This is a genomic window from Mycolicibacterium pallens, assembly GCF_019456675.1.
GTDB classification, from domain to species: Bacteria; Actinomycetota; Actinomycetes; order Mycobacteriales; family Mycobacteriaceae; genus Mycobacterium; species Mycobacterium crocinum.
In genome coordinates this window covers 555,798-575,501 of the sequence record NZ_CP080333.1, presented here as the reverse complement: position 1 = coordinate 575,501, position 19,704 = coordinate 555,798, and the positions used below count along the sequence as shown (strand labels likewise).

The following is a 19,704-nucleotide window of genomic DNA, read 5'->3' as shown; positions in this document are numbered from 1 at the left end:
CCTCACAGGATCGGCGGTTAGTTTGCGCTGATCGCGTGAAAGGTCACAGCAAATGGTCAAAATCATCCTCAGTGGACTCCTGGCTTCAACGGGCATCGGCCTGGCGGCACTCTTCGGCGGGATCGGCGTCGCGTCCGCGGGCAGCCCCACGACAACGTTTGCCGTACAGGACGGCGATAGCGGTGCCGACGGTGCGGCCATCGACTCCGACGGCACCATGGGTGACTACAAGTCGGCCGTCGACGGGTCGATGAACGGCCCGATCATGGTCGCCACACCGCAGACCAAGAAGTAGTTAGTTCACCTGCTGGCTGGCTGACAGGAATCCGCCGGCATCAACGGTGATGGTGTCGCCGGGCCGGAACGGGATCTGGGCAAAGCCGTGCTCGTCGGTGGTCGTTGTCACGGAACCGACAGTCACCGTTGCGCCGTACACCGCTCGGGGATAGCCGTCCTCGGCGACGGTGGCGGTCACCCGGACCCTGTTGTCGAACGAGGTGATCGCCAGCTGGGGCGGGTTGATGACCGGGAAGTCGGTTTGGATCGGGACGCCGGTGTAGGTGACTCCGTTGATTTCGGAAGACACCGTGCCCGAGAAGGCGTTGGCCTTACCGGCTTTGATGCTGCCCTTCAGATAACCGGTGCGTTCACCGGTACTGGTCAGATCCGCGGTCCACGTGGCATTGCCGATCGGATTGACGACCGTGACCTTCTCGGTGCCACTGATGAACGTCTTACCGTCGTCGGAGTAGTTGTCGTAGGTGACGGAATACGTTCCCCCCGAGAACGCTCCGCTGTATTGCAACGTGGCGGTTCCCGAGTATTTGCCTTTCAGCACTCGCGACGGGACCTGACGACCCATCATCGGGTGGTAGTCCTCCACCGGCACCGACCACTTGGCGATTGCCTCGGGATCCTGGTGCACCGGCGGGAGCGGGGTCGTGGCCTCTCGGTCGGGGAAACTGATGATGCTGAATCGCCACGGGGTGGTGGGCGCGCCGGGGGTCACGGTGTCCGGACGCTGCTGCTCGTTGATCAGGGCGCGGGTGGAGTCGGGGAACCAGCTCCAACCGCGGATCGTCCAGTCCGGATCGATGATGATCGGTTGCCCCGAGTAGCCGCCCAACTGCTGGCCGTCGTCGAGGTTCATCACCCAGGGTTCGTTCATCGCACGACGGTTGTTCCACAGGCTTACCCGCGCCATCTGGGGGAAGGCCGCGACGTCGAGTAGCGACGGCCGCTGCAGGGCGGTGAAGACGTCCATGCGGTCCGCTCCGCGAGCAGAGCTGAAGTAGACCGATCGGCCGTCCGGAGCGACGTCACCGGACTCGTTGTAGTCGATGTCGGTGGTGAGCTGACGCCGCTCACCGGTGAGGGTGTCCAACAGATAGATGTCGTAGTTCAGGCCGGTGGTGGTGGTCTGATACTTCAGATACCGGCCGCCGGCGTGCCAGCTGCCGCCCTCGTAGAACCGGGTGGCATTGGCGAAATCCGCTGCGTATTCGGTGTTCTCGTCCCACTGCGGGCTGAAGATCCGCTGATCGACCAGCGAGTATCCGGTGTCGGTGGCAACCAGCCTTGCGATACTCATCCGCGGGCCGGTGACGGGCGTGTTCTCGGTCCATGTCACGTACTCACCGAACGGGTCGGGCTTGGCCTCCCGATTCTGGGTCGTCGTGGCCATCGGCCCACGATCCGAGGGGAACTCCACGTTCTTGACGGTGGGGTTCGCGCACGCAGAGATCGACCCCTCGCACTGGAGAATCGAGTAGCCGATCAAACCCGCGCCCCCGAGTGGGTCGTCGGCGGATTGCTGCCCCGAGGTGCTGGCGAACCAGATTCTCTGATTGTCCTCTAGGGCAACAGCTTTGGCGGCGTTGGTGACCAATCCGCACGAAATGCATTGGTATTCACCACCATCCAGATTGCTCACGGCGATCTGGGTCTTGCCGGCGATGCTCACCTCGAGCAACAGGTGCTCACCGTCGGGTGCCAGGTCCGCGCCGGTGACGACCACCCCGTCCGGGACATCGAAGGTGAGCACCTTCTCGACCTTGAACGGCTCCAACGGCGACGACGGCGACGCGTCGGGCAGCCGCGTGACGGCAACAGCCAGTCTCGGTGTCGGCGTGCCGCGATCCGGTGAGAACAGAAGCGACAGCGGATGGAACCGGCCGTCGGTGACCTTGACGGTGAAGGCGTCGGCCCCACCGAACTCCGCGAAGAGCGCGGTGGGCGTGAAAGTGAATTTCCCGGTGAGTGGATCGATCACCACACTGCCGTATTTCGGATCGGCAAGCACCTGGTAGGTCAACCGGTCGCCGTCCGGATCGAGCGCGCCGATGCTGCCGGTGATGACCCCGTTGCTCATGTCTTGGGAGTTGAGGCTGGCGCGGTAGTGAACGGTCGGCGGTCGGTTGAAGAACGTCCGCCGGATCCAGGTGAGAGGTGCCCAGTCCACCGCCACCCGCTGAGGCGGCAGTGGCGCCGGCACCCCCACCGGACGTGGCTCGGCAGCGGCGATGTTGTTCGCCATGGCGATGGACGGCGAGTCGCTCGATGGTGCGCTCGCCTGCGGCTGCCTGTGGCTCGATGGGGTCCGGAATCCTCCGGTGCCCGGCCGTGGTTTCGCGGAAGCGGTCGTCGCGGATGACGGAGTCGCGCCGTTGCCCGATCCAGCGGGGCGGTTGGTCACTGCGCGAGAACCGCCCCGCGGGCCGAACCTGTTCGTATTCGCCGCCTTTGCCTCGTGCTGGCTCGACGAGGTGCCGGAACCTCCCGTGTCCCCGTCGCCCGTATCGGCGGACGCCACCCCACTCCCGGTGGTCACAGCGGTGATGACGTAGGCGGCGAGCGCGAGGCCGCCGACCTGGGCGGCGCGCGCGCCGATGGGTGCCCCGTGCGTCTTGGTCGGCGGGTTGCCTCCCCTTGGGCGTTTCCGCTGGGCGGGTTGTCCTGCTGCTGAGAAGTCCAGGGAGTCGGCCATTGACGGAGTCCAATCTCGGAGGGCGGCGATGCCCGGGGTATGGCGCACGTCACCACGAAAGGCCGGTGTGACGTATGGCGCAGTAACATACCTGCAGAGCTGTATCTAGTCAACGGACGCCGATGCGGCATCTACGCCTGGGTGTTTCAGACAGCGAACAGCGCTGGTCAGCGCATGATTCTGGGGAAGGCTGCAGGCGCCGGATCGTCGGCGCCCGACGATCGACTAGGTGCGGCGTCGAACTACCACTGCGATCAGGATCAGCAGCACCAGCGCGGCAACGCCGGCCGCGGCGTACTTGGTCGCCGACGTCCCGCCGGCCAGTGCGAGCAGGTCGATCGGCTCCGGCTCCTGAGCCGGCGTCTGCGCGGGTGCGACCCGCGGAGTGGCCGTGGCAGCCGGCGTGCCGAGACCTGCGGCGCCCGGCGTCGCCGGCGTGGCCAGGGCGGCTTCGACGGCACTCTCCGGTGTTTCCGATGTTTCCGGTGCGGTGCCGACTTCACCGTTGCCCGCGGCCAGCTTGGCCTCCAGCGAGTCGACGAACTGCCCGAGCAGCTTCTCGGACACCTGCTGCAGCATGCTGCTGCCGAACTGGGCCAGCTTGCCGACGATCTTCAGATCGGTTTCGACCGTGACCCGGGTGTGGTCGCCTGCCTCGTGCAGCTGCAGGACGACGACGGCCGCCGCGTTGCCGGTGCCGCGGGCTTCCTTGCCGCGGCCGTCGACCACCGCGCGGTGCTGGGCTTCGTCGCGCTCCACGAAGTGCGCCTTGCCGCTGAACTCACTGGTGACCGGTCCGACTTTGACCTTGACCTTGCCCAGGAAGTCGTCGCCCTCCTGGCCGATGAGCTGCGCACCCGGCATCAACGGGACCACCTGGTTCATATCGCTCAGGACTTCCCAGGCCTGCGCGATCGGGACGCTGACGGTGAACTCGTTGTCGATCTTCATGGGCTCTCCTCATCCGGTGCGAGTGCGGTGCAGTACTCGTTGCGGACCAGACTGCCAGGGTGGTGGGGTGGGCCGCTGCACCGACCCCCGATGTGATAGAGCGCCGTCGCTAGCGACTCAGATAATCGCTCAATTGCCCTGTCGCGGAGGCACTGTCGTGATCGTCGTCGTGGTGGATTCGGCCGCTGGTTTCCGTCAGCGGACGCCCTCCGCCACCCCATCGACGGGCGATGATTTCCGCGGCGATCGACACCGCGGTCTCCTCGGGAGTGCGGGCGCCGAGGTCCAGCCCGATCGGGCTGGCCAGCCTGCTCAGCTCCGCATCGGTCAGCCCAGCCTCGCGCAGCCGGGCCAGCCGGTCATCGTGAGTGCGGCGGGATCCCATCGCCCCGATGTAGCCGACGTCGAGGCGCAGGGCCACCTCGAGCAGCGGCACGTCGAACTTGGCGTCGTGGGTGAGCACGCAGATCACGGTGCGCGAGTCGATCGCTCCGGCCTCGGCCTGGGCGGCAAGGTAGCGATGCGGCCACTCGACGACCACCTCGTGGGCGGTCTGAAACCGGGCGGGAGTGGCGAACACACCGCGGGCATCGCACACGGTGACGCGGTAGCCGAGGAAGGCGCCCTGCTGGGCCACCGCCGCGGCGAAGTCGATGGCGCCGAACACCAGCATCCGCGGTCGTGGCGCGTGGCAGGCGACAAACACCTCCATGCCCTCGCCGCGCCGCTGCCCGTCCGGACCGTAGGTGAGCACCTCGCTGCGGCCGGCGGCCAGCAGACCGCGCGCGTCGTCGGTGACGGCGGCGTCGGCACGTGCCGAACCCAGCGTGCCGTCGACCGATTCGGGGCCGAGGACCAGTCGGCGTCCCAGCCAGTCGTGGTCGGGGTGAGCGATCACGGTGGCGATCGCCACCGGGCGATGCTCGGCGATATCCTCGACCACCCGGTCCAAGTGCGGGAAGCTGCGCTGCGAAATCGGCTCGACGAAGATGTCGAGGATGCCGCCGCAGGTCAGCCCGATGGCGAACGCGTCATCGTCACTGACCCCGTACCGCTCCAGCCGCGGCACCCCGGTCGCGACGACCTCGGTGGCCGACTCGTAGACAGCGCCCTCCACGCAACCGCCCGACACCGAGCCGCTGACCGAGCCGTCGGGTGCCACCACCATCGCCGCACCGGGCTGTCGCGGCGCCGACCGGAAGGTGCGCACGACGGTGGCGAGGCCGGCGGTTTGGCCGGTACGCCAGATCGCCGCGAGTTCGGAAAGGACGTCCTGCACGCCTTCAAAAGTAAGCGGATTTCACCGCAAGGGCACACAATCGCGAAAAGCAATGGTGGAGCGTGCGTTTGCCTCGCACTTACCGCGCAGACTAACTGGGAAAGTTGACGTCCTTGGTGACCGCTTCCCACTCGTCGATCGACGCCGAGAAGGCAGCGAGCTTATCCCGGACCGCCTTGAGCACGTCGCGGCCGAGTAACAGCCGAAGCGGCGGCTCGTCGAGGCCTGCGACCATCACCACGGCTTCGGCGACCTTGCGTGGATCCCCGGGCAGGTGGTCGGCGAAATCCTTGATCAAGGTCTTGCGGGTGCCGACGCTGTCGTCGTAATCACCGATCGGCGTGGAAGATTCCCACATCGACCGTTTGGCCCAATCAGTGCGGAATGCGCCGGGCTCGATGGCCGTGACCTTGATCCCGAGTGGTTTGACCTCCTGGGCCAGCGCTTCGGTGAGTGCTTCGAGCGCGAACTTCGTCGACGAGTAGTAGGCATTGGGTGGGTTGGCCACCAGTCCCGTCATCGACGAGATGTTGATGATGTGCCCGGAACCGCGTTCCCGCATCGACGGCAACACCGCCTTGATGGTGTCGACAACACCAAAGTAGTTGGTGTCGAACAAGAGTCGGACCTTCGCATCCTCGCCTTCCTCGACCGCCGAAAGATACCCGTTGCCGGCGTTGTTGACCAGTACGTCCACCCCGCCGAACGTGGCATCGGCCGCGGCCACCGCATCGGCGATCAGGTCCTTATCGGTGACGTCCAGCGCGATGGCCAGGGCGCGATCGCCGAACTCGTCGGCCAGGTCTTGCACCGACTCGATCCGCCGAGCCGTCACCACCACGTTCTTTCCGGATTCCAGTGCGGCCCGAGCTATCTCGCGTCCGATGCCGGTAGAGCAGCCGGTAACCAGCCAGCAACCCATCTCAGTTGGTCCTCTCGTTCGGGGTGCCTTCGGGGAGCCGGCGCAGATACGCCCGACGGCGCTGCGCCAGCTGTTCGGCCCGCTGTTCGGCCGTCACCTTCACAAGGCCTGGCACGTCCTGGTCCAGTCGGTCGAGCGCGACGACCCGACCCGTCGCACCCAGATCGGGTGTCGGGCCGCCCTCACCGAACTCCGCCATCCGCAGCGTCAGCACACCTTCCCGCAGGCCGTCGGAGTCGATCCAGTTCGCCACCCCGGGATCGACCGGCGAAATCACGTAGGTGTAGCTGCCGTCGTCGTTGGGCACCGATTGGGCCTTATTCAGGCTGCCGGGGCGATCGACGATGTTCAGAGTGGTGCCCCAGATGTTGCTCAGCGGAACCGTGAAGTATTCGGCGCCACCGTCTTTGACGTCGACCACGAATGTCTCGTCGGGGCCGAGGTCGAAGCGGCCCATGACGTACACCTGATTCTTCATCGCGCCGACCTTGTCCGCCGACCAGGCCAAATTGAAGTGGTTGGCCGGCATCTTGTAGATGCCGTGGCTGAGCTTGCCGGTGAAGTTCGCGAAGTACGCCATCATCGCCGCGGTCGCCTCGGCCTGTTCGTCGAGGGTGCGGGCCGGTGTGCCCGGCGCGGCGCCCAGGCGCTCGACCGTGATGTGGTTGGGATCGTCTGTGGCCCAGTCCAACAGGACATCCCGGATGTAGAACTCGTGCGCCTCGGGCGTGGTCTGCACGTGGTTCACCCGTCCGTTCGCGGGCTCGGAATCCACGGTGATGGTGTAGCTGCCGTCACTCTCGACGTCCATGGTCTTGCCGTTGAGCACCGCCACAGTGCCCATGTTGGCGTCCCAGAGGGTGAAGTAGTTCTCGGTCATCCGGTGCTCGCCGACGCGGCCGCGGATCACGTAGCGCTCGTCACCGGAGATCGGAATCACCCGATAGACGGTGTCGGGATTGTCGATCCCCCAACGTGATCCGGGAATCTGCCGATCACCGACCGGGTGCGCCAGCCGGGTGATGCAGCTGACCTTCGGCCGCAGCTTGTCCTGGTTCGACGACCACACCGCCGCCGAGAACATCACCTCGGCAAAGGCGGCGTCGAACCGCTCCCGCATGGCGTCGGAGGCCTTGGCGCGGCTGAGCCAGTTCTCCGCGACCGTCCGATAGGCCTCCTTGACGGTCGGATGTTCGGTCAGCTCGAGCGCCGCCAGCTCCTGCTCGTGCTGCGACGGTGTGGCCACCGGATCGTCGGCAGTCATGGGTAGTCCTTTCGGAAACGCTTGTTGTACAACGAGAAACGTTCATCGACCTGCTCGTCGGTGAGGCCGTAGGTGTCCAACCCGTACGGCGGGCGCGGTACCTCACGCGGCCGGTCGTCCAGCCACTGCCGCATCGCGCTCTCGGCGGTGTCGGTCAACTCCAGGCCGATCGCGTCGTAGACCCGGCGTACCTGTCCGATCGGGTCGGCGACCGCGTCCTCGTACTGGATGTCGGTGACCCACAACGATTCGTCGACGTCGTCGCCGCGCACGGCCATCGCCCGGTCGTTGGTCCAGCCCATCCGGTCCAGCCACTGCGACCCGACCCGGTGCGGGTCGACATCGTCGGCGTGCATGGCGTGCAAGGTCGCGTTGAGGCTGGCGCCGGAGGCGATGGTGGTGCGTGGGTTGCGGTGCATGTGCACGACGTGTACGTCGGGAAATTCGTCGTGAAGTGTGTCGAGGTAACCGAGGTGAGCCGGTGACTTCAGCACCCAGCGGCCTGCGGTCACCCCGCGGCGGCGCTGCTGCCACTGCAGGAATTGCAGCATGCGGTGCAGATAGGCGTACGCCGGCGCGAAATCCTGTGTGTTGAGCCAGGTTCGGTAGTTGGGCAGGTTGGCGCCGGACTCCGGCACGTGCGACAGGAACGCGTCAGCCAGGAAGACGATCTCCTCCTCGGCCTCCCGGGCGTACATCGGATGGATGGCGAACAATTCGGGTGCCAGCTCTCGGGACTTGTTCTCCCGCATCTCGCTGATCGCGATGCGGGGGTCGGTCCCGGTGAAGTCGTAATCCAGCTTGGGCGCGACTTCGACGACCTCCCAGCCGCGGGCACAGTGCAGTCGCGTGTCGGCGGCGAGCAGTCGCTGCAACAGTGTGGTGCCGCTGCGCATCATCCCGACGACGACGATGGGCGCCTCGATCCGCTCGTCGAGGATCTCGGGGTGACGGTGGATCCACTCCTGCGTGCGCAGCCGCATGCGGAGGCTGTGCACGATGCCCGACCGCAGGATGTGCTCCCCGATCGCGTTGAGCCCGGCACCGGGATAGTCGTCGAGCAGAACGCCCAGCGGCTCCTCGAAGTCCCCGGGGCCCCAGTCGGTCAGCCCCTCCTTGCGCTGCGCGTCGGCCAGGACGCCCGCCATCGCAAAGGTGCCCGTGTCAGCCATCAGGTCAGAACTTCAGATGGTGGCTGACGTCGCCGACCTGATCGACGAACATGGTGCGCGAGTCGAACCACCACTGGCCGTCGACCCGATGGAAGGTGTCGTGATAGTGGCCGGTGACGATCACCTGCAGCGGAAGCTCAGGCGTCGCCTGGGTGACGCAGTAGTACGACCTGCTGCGCGCCGTACCGGCCTCCTCGTCGATGTAGAGCTGCACATTGCTGGTGTTGTGCTTGGTCTTCGGCGTGCCGTCCTCGTAGAGGCGGGTTGCCATCTCGTACATCTCGCGGACCCGATCGCGGCCCTCGAACACGGTCTCGGGCGGACCGTTCTCCACGCCGCAGATCCGGCCGTGCGTGAACAGGTCGGCGACCGCGTCGAGGTCGCCGGCGTCGATCAGCTCGGCATAGACGTAGAGGAGGTTCGTGATCGCCTGCGCACTGTCACTCATGTCAAAGGGCATGATCGCAGAGCGATTGCTTAGATGGTCTTGTTTGTCCAGAATTCCCGCTATGCTCCCCCGCGTGACGCAGTGGGCGCCGACCCGACTCGGCAATCTGACCGGTAAACGGATCATCGTGACGGGCGCGACCAACGGTGTCGGATTGGGCACCACGCGCGCCCTGGCCCATGCGGGCGCCCACGTCATCATGGCCGTGCGCAACACCGCGCTGGGAGCCCAGCGCGCAGCCGAGATCAACGGCTCCACCGAGGTGATCGAGCTGGATCTCGCCAACCTCGCGTCCGTGCGCGCTTTCGGCGACCGACTCGACGGCGATGTCGACATCCTGATCAACAACGCCGGCGCACTGACCGACAAGCGCCGGGAGACCGTCGACGGCTTCGAGATGACGATGGGCACCAATGTGCTCGGCCCGTTCGCCCTGACGAATCTGCTGTTCGCCCGGGTGCGTTCGCAGATCATCAACGTCTCCTCCGACGGCCATCGTCAAGCGACGCTTCGACTCGACGACATGCACCTGCGTCAGGGCAAGTGGACCTCGATGGGCGCCTACACCCATTCCAAGCTGGCGATGATGCTGTGGGGCCTCGAACTCGACCGGCGCCTGCGCGCCGCGAAATCCGACGTCGTCACCCAACTGGTCCACCCCGGCTGGGTGGCCTCCAACCTGACGCACACCAGCGACTCCGGGTTGATGTCGTTGGCGCACAAGGTGGCCAAGGGGGTGGCCGACCGGTTCGGCAACGACATCGACCAGGGTGCGGCGCCGACGCTGTACTGCATCAGCGAGCCGGTGCCGCCGGGCAGCTACGTCGGGGTCAGCGCCCGGCTGGCGTTGCGGGGTGAGCCTGCGTTGATCGGCCGCTCCCCCAAGGCGTGTGACTACGACGCCGCCGCCCGGGTGGTGCAGTTCGCCGAGAACGAAACCGGCACAACGATTCCCGTCTAGCGATCAGAACGGCGTGGCGGTGAAGCCCCAGCGCAGCAGAGCGGCCTCACGCCGCGCCTGACCGTGCAGCTGCGGGGGACGCTTGCCGGCCGGAGCGGGTTTGCCCTTCGCGCCGAACATCCAATACGCCTGCAGGTACGGCAGCGGTGTGGCATGGCCCGAGCTCAACCCGCCGAGTCCCGCCACGGCCAGCGCCGCCGACAGTTCCTCGCGAGTGAAGGCCGCCGCCTCACTGGCGATCGCATCCTGCCGCAACCCCATCGGCGAGTCCGGGTCCACACACTGCAACATGGCCGGGCATGCCGACGGGTCACGCAGCCGGGCGAAATCCGATATCCACAACGAGGCCCCGCTATCCCGCCGGACTGCGGCGATCTGCCGCAGCGCGGCGCTGAGGACGTCGGCGTCCGGCAGTTGATGCAAGGTCCACATGCACGAGATCGCGTCCCACGGTGCACCCGCGAGTGAGTCGGGCAGCGCCGTGATGTCCGCCTGCACCAGTTCCACCCGGTCGTCGAGTCCCTCGGCGGCGAACAGATCGCGGGCCGTCGCCAGCATGTTGGGCGCGAGGTCGACGCCAACGGCAGTGATGTCCGGGCGGCGGCGCAGCACCGCGCTCAGTGCGCGCCCGGAGCCGATCCCGAGGTCGAGCAGCCGCCCACCCGGCGGCAGCATCGTGTCGATCGCGCGGGCACACAGGTCATACACAGCTCGCATGCCCGGGTTCGCCCCGCCGCCGGCGTGAAAGTAGGCCACCGATTCGGCGTCGTCCATCACCATCGGTTCGGGAATGCGTTCGCGCCCCGGCGAATGCAGCCGCTCCCGCACGACGATGCCCGGTATCCGCCACAGCGGTCGAATCCCCATTGACGAACCCTTCTTCCCGCGCCACTTACGCCCCCATCATTAAACCCGGACACAATCGGTACACTTTCGTTCCTCATTGAAATAGTGGGAGGACCGCGTGACTCAGGCCCCTTCCAGCGGCGGCCTCGACTCGTTGCCGTTGGCGCCGGTGAATCCGATGCCCTTGCGCCAGCGGCTCAAAGCTGTGAAGGAATTCAGCACCGGCACCGAAAGACTGCGCGACGCCGGTGGACCCGTCACCCGGTTCACCGTTGGCCCGCGCTGGCTGATGCCACCCATGGTCCTCGTCACCTCACCGGGCGCGCTACGCGATGTCCTCAGCATCAAAGACGGCTCGGTCGACAAGACCAGCCCGGTGTTCGACGAGATGCGCCGCATCATCGGCGCCAACCTGGCCGACCTGCCCTACGAGCCGTGGCGACCACGCCGACGCACGATCCAACCCGTCTTCACCAAGCAGCGGGTCCGGGAATTCGGCGGTCACATGGCCCAGGCGGCCGACTCCGTCTGCGCCGCTTGGCCAGACGGCGGTGAGGTGGATCTCGACGCCGAGTCGCGCGCCCTCACCCTGCGCGCCCTGGGTCTGTCAGTTCTCGGGATGGATCTCGAAGCACGCGCGGACGACGTCGCCGAACCGTTGCGCGTTGCGCTGTCGTACGCGATCTCACGGGCCACGCGTCCGGTGCGCGCCCCGCGCTGGCTGCCCACCCCGGCGCGCCGCCGGGCGCGGGAGGCCAGCGCCAAACTGCATCGTCTTGCCGGTGACATCGTCAGTGAATGCCGGCGGGATCCGCACCGGGTGGCGCCGCTGGTCCACGCCCTCATCGCCGCGGAAGATCCCGAGACCGGAAAACGACTGTCCGACAGCGAGATCTGCGACGAGATCATCATTTTCCTGTTCGCCGGTCACGACACCACGGCAACCACCCTTGCCTACGCTTTGTGGGCGCTCGGCCATGATCCCACGTGCCAGGACCGTGTCGTCGCCGAGGTGGCCGCTCTGCCCGACCGACCGCTGAATCCCGACGACCTCCCCAGTTTGGGCTATACCGCGCAGGTGGTCCGCGAGTCGCTGCGGCTGTGCCCGCCGGCACCCACCGGCACCCGGATGGCGTGCCGCGACCTGGAAGTGGGCGGCTATCGCGTGGAGGCGGGCACCATGGTGGTGCTGGGCAGAATGGCAGTCCAGCGCGATCCGGCCCTGTGGGACGATCCGCTGCGCTTCAATCCCGACCGGTTCGGCCCCGACGCGGCCAAGAAGCTCGAACGGTGGCAGTACATCCCGTTCGGCGGCGGTCCCCGATCGTGCATCGGCGACCACTTCGCGATGCTGGAAGTCACGCTCGCCCTGGCAAGCATCATCCGCCAGGCCGAAATCGCCTCGCTCGAACCGGATTTCCCGCTTGCCCTGCATTTCACGATGATCGCCGGCGCACCGATCCGCGCCCGAATCCGAAAGCGCTGACACATGGCCGTTGACGAAACAGCGAGCTACTCCGCCATCATCCTGCGCGACGGGGATGCCGAACTCGACGCACTCCGGGCCGACCCGGGTATCGAATTCATCGACCACCGCGCGGCACTGCTCGCCGACCTCCGCAAGCTCGCGCCTGCGCCGGGCGCCGACCTGCTCGACGAACCGACCCGGTGGGCGCACTACCCCTGGCGACGAACCGTCGTCGCCATTCTGGGGCCGAACGGGTTTCGCGCCGTGCGCACCGACCGTAACCGCAACCTGATCACCACCGCCGAGCAACAGCGGCTGGGCACGGTACGGATCGCGATCGCCGGACTCAGCGTCGGCCATGTCATCGCCCACACACTTGCCGCTGAAGGACTCTGCGGCACATTGCGACTCGCCGACTTCGATCATCTCGAGCTCTCCAACCTCAACCGGGTGCCGGCCACCATCCTGGACATCGGGCTCAACAAGGCGGTCGTCACGGCCCGGCGGATTGCGGAGCTCGACCCGTACCTGCGGGTCGAGGTGATGACCGCGGGAGTGCGCGCGGATTCCCTGGACGAATTCCTCGACGATATCGACATCGTGGTCGAGGAATGCGATTCACTGGACATGAAGGTGCGCATCCGCGAGGCGGCCAGAGACCGCAGGCTCCCGGTACTCATGGCCACCAGTGATCGCGGCCTGATCGATGTCGAGCGCTTCGATCTCGAACCGGACCGTCCCGTCATGCACGGTGTCCTCGGCGGCGTGGACTCCGCGCAGCTGGCCGCGTTGTCCCAACAGGACCGGATCCCGTACATGCTCCGCCATCTCGACGCCAGCCGGTCATCCGGACGGCTGACCGCGTCCCTGGTCGAGGTGGGCCACACCCTGTCCACCTGGCCGCAGCTGGCTGGTGAGGTCACGTTGGGCGCAACCATCGTCGCGGAGGGCGCTCGCCGCATCGGCCTCGGTGAGCCCCTGGCCTCCGGCCAGGTCCGCATCGACATCGGCCAAGCACTCGATGAGATCGCCGAACCCGACCTGGCCGGACCGGCGCAGCCGGACGACGACGGCCCGGCCCCGGAGGTCGAGGAGCCGGGTGACCCGGCGGTCGTGATCGCCCGCGCCGCGGTCCGGGCGCCCTCGGGCGGCAACGCGCAACCCTGGCGCATCACGACCGACGCACACTCCGTACGGATCGGTATTGCGCCGCAATACAAGTCGATGATGGACGTCGCGTTCCGCGGCAGCGCCGTCGCCGTCGGCGCCGCCACCTTCAACGCCCGCGTGGCCGCCGCGCACGCCGGGGTGCTCGGCCCCGTCGAGTGGACGACGGACGGGCCGACACCGCTCGAGGCGACGCTGCGGTTGGACGCCGGCGACGACCCGGACCTGGCCGCGCTGTACGAGCCGATGCTGCGGCGGGAAACCAATCGCCGTCAAGGCACGCCCCAGCCGCTGCCTGCCGAGACTGTCGATGCACTGCACGGCTGGGCGGCGCAGGAAGGAGCCGGCCTGCACCTGCTCACCGAGCGCAGCGATATCGACAGGGCAGCAACGATTCTCGCGGCCACCGACCGCTTGCGCTTCCTCACGCCGCGACTGCACCGGGAGATGATCTCCGAGATGCGTTGGCCCGGTGACGAACCCGCGGACAGCGGCATCGACGTCCGCGGACTGGAACTCGCCCCCGGTGATTTCGCGGTGATGGAGATCCTCCGGCGCCCAGACGTGATGGGATTGCTGGCCGACTGGGATGCCGGGGAGGCCCTCGGCGACGATGTCGCCGACCGCGTGCATGCAACGTCGGCGGTGGCCGTGATCACCACGACCGGCGATCAGCTCATCGACTACGCCCGCGGCGGTTCGGCGGCCGAGGCGGTGTGGATCGTCGCCCAGCAGAGCGGGTTGGCGGTGCACCCCGTCTCGCCGGTCTTCCTGCATGCCGTGCATCGCCATGAACTCGCCGAACTGTCACCGGGTTTCGCCCCTGCGCTCATCGAGTTGAAGTCGCAGTTCGGTGAACTGGCCGGCGTCGGATCCGGCGAGTCGCTGGTGTTGATCCTGCGGTTGGCCCATGCCGGACCGGCATCGACGCGGAGCCGACGGCGCCCGCTCGAACACAGCTGATTGGTAGTATCAGCGCACTCGACGCGAACCACAGGAGCAGTCCATGGTTATGGCACCGTTCGACAAGATCACCAACACCTACACCGGAGCCCATGCCTGGATGTACGAGACGGTTGTCGCCCCCGCCGTCTACGAGTCACGGCACGCGGTCGACGAGCACTTCCTGCCGCACCTCCCGCAGAACGGCTATGTGCTGGACGTCGGTTGCGGCGGCGGAATGTTCACCAAGTACCTCGCCGACAAGCGCCCCGATCTGCGGATCGTCGCCATCGACCTCGCCCAGCCGCAGATCGATCGTGTCCGCAAGCGGATGGCGGCCTACACCGATCGCGTCACCTTCCAGATCGGCGATGCCACCAACCTGGACTTCCCCGACGAGACCTTCCACGGTGTGCTGAGCTACGGCTCGATCAAGCATTGGACCGATCAGAGCCGCGGCATGGGTGAATGCATCCGGGTGCTCAAACGCGGCGGCCCCCTTCTGGTGACCGAGGCGGATCGCAGCGCCACCTTCGAAGACGCGGAGCGGTTCATCACCTTCTACAAGGCGCCGCGTTTCCTCGACCGGGTAAACCTCGCGATCTTCCGCACGTGGATCGCCGGCCGCGCGATCGACCTCGACGACGGTCGCCGGCTTGCCGACCGGCCCGACCTGGTCGACGTGAACGTGAGCCGGATTTCCGGTTCCCCGATCATGATGATCGCCGGGCGGCGCGCACCCTAACTCCGGGGTCGGCCAGCCTCCAGAGCACGGATCAGGCTGGCGGCATCCCACGGACCCTTGTGCCGCACACCGTTGACGAAGAACGTCGGTGTGGCGTTGAGGTCCATCAGCTCGGCGTCCTGCGCGTCGTCGTCAACCCGGTGGAGCACCCGCGACGAATGCAGATCCTCGTCGAATTGGGCGATGTCACAACCGACTTGGTCGGCGTAGCGGTAGATGTGCTGCCATTCCAGGTAATCCTGGAACTCGAACATCCGCACCGCCAGGTCGAAGAACTTGCCCTGCAGGGCGGCGGCTTCACTGGCCCGGGCGGCGTCCACGGCCCGCGGGTGTACCCGCTCCAGCGGCAGATGCCGCCACACATACCGCAATTCGTCACCGAAGTACTCGCGCACTTCGTCGATCGAGCCGGTGGCACGACTGCAGAACGGGCACTCGAAGTCGCCGTACTCCACCAACGTCAGCGGCGCATCGGCGCGCCCGCGGATGTGGTCGCGCTCCGGGTCGACATCGCGGACCAGCTTGAGTCCGACCGGGACCGGTGGGCTGAGCTTGTCGGTGAGCCGGAAGACGGCCCAGCCCAACGTGAATGCGATCACCGATGCCGCCAGGACGCCGACGCGGGCCAGGTCGGCCGAGCGGGGGTCGGTGATCGCGAGGTCGACGATGAACAGTGAGATCGTGAAGCCGATACCGGACAGTGCCGCGCCACCGGCGATGCGGCGCAACGTCAGTCCCGGGGAGAGCCGGCCCAGGCCGGTGCGCTGCACGATCCAGGTGGCTCCGGTGATGCCGATCAGCTTGCCGAGCACCAGACCGGTCACCACACCCCACGTCAGCGGTGAGCGGGCGGCAGCCAGCACGGTGTCGGTGTCCAGCCGCACACCGGCATTGGCCAATGCGAACAACGGCAGCACGCCGAAGGACACATACGGCCCGAAGCCGGTCACCAGTCGCTCGTTGATCGAGATCGAGTCACGCAGGCTGCGGGTGGCGGCGCGGGCGTACTCCGAATTCGGTGACTGGCGGAACGCCCGGATCACGTCGACGGCGGCCTCCACCCGCTGACGTTCGGGGGTGAACACCGGGATCACCAAAGCCACCACCACACCGGCGAGGGTGGGGTGCACTCCCCCGGCGAACAAGGCCAGCCAGAGGGCCACGGCCAGAATCGAATACGCCACCCCGCGGAGTGCGGCCGGCAGGAAGCGCACACCGATCAACGCAGCGACGAGCAGCACCGCGACCACGAGCGGAACGATGCGGATCTGCTCGGAGTAGAAGAGCGCGATGGCGGCCAGTGCGCCGACGTCGTCGACGACGGCCAAGGTGAGCAGGAACGTCCGCAGCCGCGCCGGGTACTTGGGCGCAATGATGGCCAGCGCGCCGACCAGGAACGCGGTGTCGGTGGAGATCACCACACCCCACGCGGAGGCGTCGTCGCCGGATGGGTTGAACAGCAGGAAGATCACCGCGGGCAGAATGAGTCCGGCGACCGCAGCGACTACCGGCACCACAGCGCGGGAGCGCTCGGTGAGTTCACCGATGGTGAACTGCGCCTTGACCTCCAGGCCCACGATGAAGAAGAAGAACGCCATCAGCGCGTCGTTGACGAGCTCCTTGACGGTCAACTCGCCGTGCATGTTTCCGAAGCTCAGCCCGACGCGTGTTTCCCAGAACTCGGAATAGGTGTGCGCCCAGGGCGAATTCGCCCACAGGATGGCCACCAGGGTGAACGTCAGCAGGAGTGCCGCGGCGGCGTTCTCGCCAAAGCGCTTCGCTGTCGGGTCGCGACCCAGCCGGCTGCCTCTCACGCTGTCACCGTATGTGCCGCCTCCATCAACATCCAACCCGACAGCTGCACAGACAGATCACGCTCGGGTGTCTGCGACGAGTTCACCGCCCCCTCGACGAACTGAGCCTGCCCGCCACCGGCGGTGGGGATGTCGGCGGTGCTGCCCCACGACGGGCCGAACAAGGGCAGGCCGTCGACGCTCTGGCGGTTGTCCCACGCGGCGTGAGCCGAGGCCAGCACGATCGCGCGGGCGGCGTCGCGGGTGTCCTGGGCCGCCTCACCGGGCAGGTCGGTCGCGGCGAGCGCCAGATACCGGGCGGTGATCCCCGCGAACAGCCCGCCGTCGCCCCCGCCGGTTCCGTTCAGCACACCGTCGGGCGCCATGTGCTCACCGATCGCCGCCACCAGCCGCCGCACCCGTTCCGGGTGCCGGTCGTCGGTGGTGCGCGCGGAGAGCTCGACCTCCAGGCCCAGCACGACGCCCTGACAGTAGGTGTACTGGGCGCGCACCAGCGATCCGGCCTTGATCCCGTCGAACACCAGGTGGGTTTCCGGGTCGATCAAGGTCTCGTCGATCCAGTCGGCCATCTGCTGGGCACGGCGGAGCCGATCGTCATAGCGCGCCAGGAAGATCCCGGCCGGACCGTTGGCGGGGGCGTTGAAGAACTGATCCTGTTTACGCCAAGGGATTCCGCCGCCATCCTCGGGCACCCAGGCCGTCACGAACTGATCGCACAATGTCCTCAGGGCGCGGGACCGGTCGGCGCCGGCCAGCCGTTGCGCGCGTTCGAGCGCCAACGCCAGCCAGGCCATGTCGTCGTAATAGCTGTTGGTCCAGCGGCCGTTGTTGCGCAGCCGGTGCCCGCGAATCTGCCGCTTGATCTCGCTCAGCCGGGTGGGCTGTGGGTCGCGCACCTGTGCATCGACCAAGCAGTCGAGCAGGTGGGCCTGCCACCAGTAATGCCATGTGCCGAACCACCGGTCCCGGCGGGTCGAGGGCCAGCTGACCACGCCGAGCTGCGTTGCGGGCAGCCCCCACAGCCGACGCAGATGTCGTTTCGCGATCGCCGCTTCGGCACTGGCAGCGCGGTTCGCCCACAGCTGGTCCATGCGCTCAATCCTGCCCTACCAGGCTTGCGAAAGATCGGCCCATTGCCTGATCCACGCGTGCATCGCAATGCCCGCGGCGACGGCGGCATTGATGCTGCGCGTCGAACCGAACTGAGCGATCGACACGGTGGCCGCCGCCCCAGCCCTGGCGGCCTCGGAAATGCCCGGGCCCTCCTGGCCGAACACCAGCACGCAATCCCGCGGCAGCGTGGTGGTTTCCAGCGGCACCGCGCCCGGGACGTTGTCGACGGCGACCACCGCCAGCCCGGCATCGGCGGCGAAGACCAGAAGGTCTTCGGTGCTTTCGTGGTGGGTCAGCCGTTGGTAACGGTCGGTGACCATGGCTCCGCGGCGATTCCACCGTCGTCGACCGACGATGTGGACGGTGTTCACGGCGAACGCGTTGGCGGTGCGGACCACCGCGCCGATGTTGGCGTCGTTGCCGAAGTTCTCGATCGCGATGTGCAGCGGGTGCCTGCGCCGATCGATGTCGGCGATGATCGCCTCGCGCGTCCAGTAGCGGTAGGCGTCGACGACGTTGCGAGTGTCGCCCTCGCGCAACAGATCCCGGTCGTAGCGGGGATCGTCGGGCAGCTCTCCCGTCCATGGCCCGACGCCGGGGGCGCCGGTGCTCCACTCGGTGGGACCGGGGTCAGTCACGGGTCACCCACAGCGCGGCATGGGTGCCGATCACCGACACCGTCGCGTTCAACAGGGCGTCGTTGATCTCGCCTTGCGTGCACAGCGAGGCGTTGACGTGCACCGCGTCAAGCGACGCGTCGGGCAGCAGCAGCACCGACGCGCCGTAGGCCGCGCACGCCGGGTTCAGACCGGGTCCGGGCAGGCTGGGCGCTGCCAGCAGCATCATCGGACCGCCGCGACGCGCCGAGTCGTCGCGGTACTGCGCCGCAGACGCGTCCGCCTGCAACCCCAGCAGCATGTACCCCTTGCCGGTGAACACCGTCGGGTCGCCCAGCGCCTGCTGGTTCACCGGTGTGCCGTCGGCACGCCAGGCGTCGACGCTGGTGGTGCTGACCGTGAGCCCGGTGTCGTTTTTGTTCGTCGGCAGCATCCCGACCGGGAATGCCGCGGGGTAGGCCGCCGCCGTTCCGGGGATCCGGTCGTGCGGTGAATAGCCGTAGATTCCGCGCACCGCGCTGCGTTCCTTGACCGGGCCGAGGCACACCGTGCCCGCCAGCCGTTGCGGTGACGCGGTCAGCGGCGTGCTGGTGACACCCTGGACCAGATCGCAGCTGCCCAGCCCGGTGGCCTCCACCGGATGCGCGAGTGTGCCGTACAGCCCGAATCGGATGTCCTCGGGCTTCGCGTGCGGCGCATTGACGTCGCTGGGCGCGGCGTCGATGTCGACGAGCACAAATTCACCGTTCCAGCGAAATTCAGCAACTCTGACATTCCAGCCGAGAAGAGCCAGCGACTCACCGATCTTTGCCTGCGGGGCGCTATAACTCGATTTGCTGGAGCCCCCTGAACAGCCGCTTACGCCGACGAAGGCGACGGTAACGAGAATTGCGACGGTCAGGGCGGTGATTATCCGACGCGGCGCCAGCCCCTCACTGGGCTTCCACGCAGCTGCGACAAGCGTCACGCAACGCCCTTTCTGCCCCCTCGATCACACTCGGCACATACC

The 19,704-nt window shown here is 67.2% G+C and carries 18 protein-coding genes; 6 read left to right on the top strand and 12 right to left on the bottom strand.

Going from position 1 to position 19,704, the window contains the following annotated elements; genetic code table 11:
• Positions 1-52: 52 nt before the first annotated feature.
• Positions 53-295 carry a hypothetical protein gene (locus tag K0O64_RS02610; protein ID WP_071947889.1) on the top strand — a complete coding sequence of 81 codons (243 nt, stop codon included), beginning with the start codon at positions 53-55 and terminating at the stop codon, positions 293-295.
• Here K0O64_RS02610 and K0O64_RS02605 read toward each other — a convergent pair whose 3' ends face one another.
• Positions 296-2,536, bottom strand: coding sequence for an Ig-like domain-containing protein (locus K0O64_RS02605; protein ID WP_096309739.1), 2,241 nt, complete (start codon positions 2,534-2,536; stop codon positions 296-298).
• Between K0O64_RS02605 and K0O64_RS02600 the strand changes: the two genes are divergently transcribed.
• A complete protein-coding gene (locus K0O64_RS02600; RefSeq protein WP_125477372.1) occupies positions 2,523-2,846 on the top strand; it encodes a hypothetical protein in 324 nt (107 codons plus the stop codon). The genes K0O64_RS02605 and K0O64_RS02600 overlap by 14 nt on opposite strands.
• Positions 2,847-3,211: 365 nt before the next feature.
• Here the strand turns inward: K0O64_RS02600 and K0O64_RS02595 are convergent, their stop codons facing one another.
• The 6 genes from K0O64_RS02595 to K0O64_RS02570 form a co-directional block, all read right to left on the bottom strand.
• The gene (locus K0O64_RS02595; protein ID WP_096309737.1) at positions 3,212-3,937 is read right to left on the bottom strand and encodes an SRPBCC family protein; all 726 of its coding nucleotides are present in this window, start codon (positions 3,935-3,937) and stop codon (positions 3,212-3,214) included.
• Positions 3,938-4,046: 109 nt separating this feature from the next.
• Positions 4,047-5,216, bottom strand: coding sequence for an XdhC family protein (locus K0O64_RS02590; RefSeq protein WP_096309736.1), 1,170 nt, complete (start codon positions 5,214-5,216; stop codon positions 4,047-4,049).
• 91 nt (positions 5,217-5,307) lie between these two features.
• The gene (locus K0O64_RS02585) at positions 5,308-6,138 is read right to left on the bottom strand and encodes an oxidoreductase (RefSeq protein WP_071947894.1); all 831 of its coding nucleotides are present in this window, start codon (positions 6,136-6,138) and stop codon (positions 5,308-5,310) included.
• 1 nt (position 6,139) lies between these two features.
• A complete protein-coding gene (locus K0O64_RS02580; RefSeq protein WP_096309735.1) occupies positions 6,140-7,402 on the bottom strand; it encodes a DUF1214 domain-containing protein in 1,263 nt (420 codons plus the stop codon).
• Positions 7,399-8,574, bottom strand: coding sequence for a sulfotransferase family protein (locus K0O64_RS02575; RefSeq protein ID WP_096309734.1), 1,176 nt, complete (start codon positions 8,572-8,574; stop codon positions 7,399-7,401). Before K0O64_RS02575 ends, K0O64_RS02580 begins: the two co-directional genes overlap by 4 nt.
• 4 nt (positions 8,575-8,578) lie before the next feature.
• Entirely contained in the window at positions 8,579-9,022 is a 444-nt protein-coding gene (locus tag K0O64_RS02570) for a nuclear transport factor 2 family protein (protein ID WP_096309733.1), read from the bottom strand.
• A gap of 61 nt (positions 9,023-9,083) precedes the next feature.
• Here K0O64_RS02570 and K0O64_RS02565 point away from each other — a divergent pair, with 61 nt between their 5' ends.
• A complete protein-coding gene (locus tag K0O64_RS02565; RefSeq protein WP_096309732.1) occupies positions 9,084-9,983 on the top strand; it encodes an SDR family NAD(P)-dependent oxidoreductase in 900 nt (299 codons plus the stop codon).
• Positions 9,984-9,986: 3 nt separating this feature from the next.
• On the opposite strand, the gene K0O64_RS02560 is transcribed toward K0O64_RS02565, so the two are convergent.
• A complete protein-coding gene (locus K0O64_RS02560; RefSeq protein ID WP_225933603.1) occupies positions 9,987-10,850 on the bottom strand; it encodes a class I SAM-dependent methyltransferase in 864 nt (287 codons plus the stop codon).
• Positions 10,851-10,947: 97 nt separating this feature from the next.
• On the opposite strand from K0O64_RS02560, the gene K0O64_RS02555 reads away from it, so the two are divergent.
• Genes K0O64_RS02555 through K0O64_RS02545 form a run of 3 tightly spaced genes read left to right on the top strand, consistent with a single transcriptional unit; the run spans position 10,948 to position 15,151 of the window.
• Positions 10,948-12,315: a cytochrome P450 gene (locus K0O64_RS02555; RefSeq protein ID WP_220046015.1), complete on the top strand. Its 1,368-nt coding sequence runs from the start codon at positions 10,948-10,950 to the stop codon at positions 12,313-12,315.
• A gap of 3 nt (positions 12,316-12,318) precedes the next feature.
• On the top strand, positions 12,319-14,427 hold the full coding sequence (locus K0O64_RS02550) for an Rv1355c family protein (RefSeq protein ID WP_096309731.1): 2,109 nt from the start codon (positions 12,319-12,321) through the stop codon (positions 14,425-14,427).
• A gap of 43 nt (positions 14,428-14,470) precedes the next feature.
• Entirely contained in the window at positions 14,471-15,151 is a 681-nt protein-coding gene (locus K0O64_RS02545; protein WP_096309730.1) for a class I SAM-dependent methyltransferase, read from the top strand.
• Here the strand turns inward: K0O64_RS02545 and nhaA are convergent.
• The 4 genes from nhaA to K0O64_RS02525 are packed head-to-tail and all read right to left on the bottom strand — an operon-like array spanning position 15,148 to position 19,608.
• Positions 15,148-16,965, bottom strand: coding sequence for a Na+/H+ antiporter NhaA (nhaA, locus tag K0O64_RS02540; RefSeq protein WP_096309729.1), 1,818 nt, complete (start codon positions 16,963-16,965; stop codon positions 15,148-15,150). The two genes, K0O64_RS02545 and nhaA, sit on opposite strands and share 4 nt — an antisense overlap.
• Positions 16,962-18,056 carry a glycoside hydrolase family 76 protein gene (locus K0O64_RS02535; RefSeq protein ID WP_096309728.1) on the bottom strand — a complete coding sequence of 365 codons (1,095 nt, stop codon included), beginning with the start codon at positions 18,054-18,056 and terminating at the stop codon, positions 16,962-16,964. The genes nhaA and K0O64_RS02535 overlap by 4 nt, the downstream gene beginning before the upstream one ends.
• Before the next feature lie 15 nt (positions 18,057-18,071).
• Positions 18,072-18,716 (bottom strand): TrmH family RNA methyltransferase, encoded by a 645-nt coding sequence (locus tag K0O64_RS02530; RefSeq protein ID WP_071947903.1) that lies wholly within the window; start codon positions 18,714-18,716, stop codon positions 18,072-18,074.
• Positions 18,709-19,608, bottom strand: coding sequence for a hypothetical protein (locus K0O64_RS02525; RefSeq protein ID WP_096312661.1), 900 nt, complete (start codon positions 19,606-19,608; stop codon positions 18,709-18,711). Before K0O64_RS02525 ends, K0O64_RS02530 begins: the two co-directional genes overlap by 8 nt.
• Between the last annotated feature and the right edge of the window lie 96 nt (positions 19,609-19,704).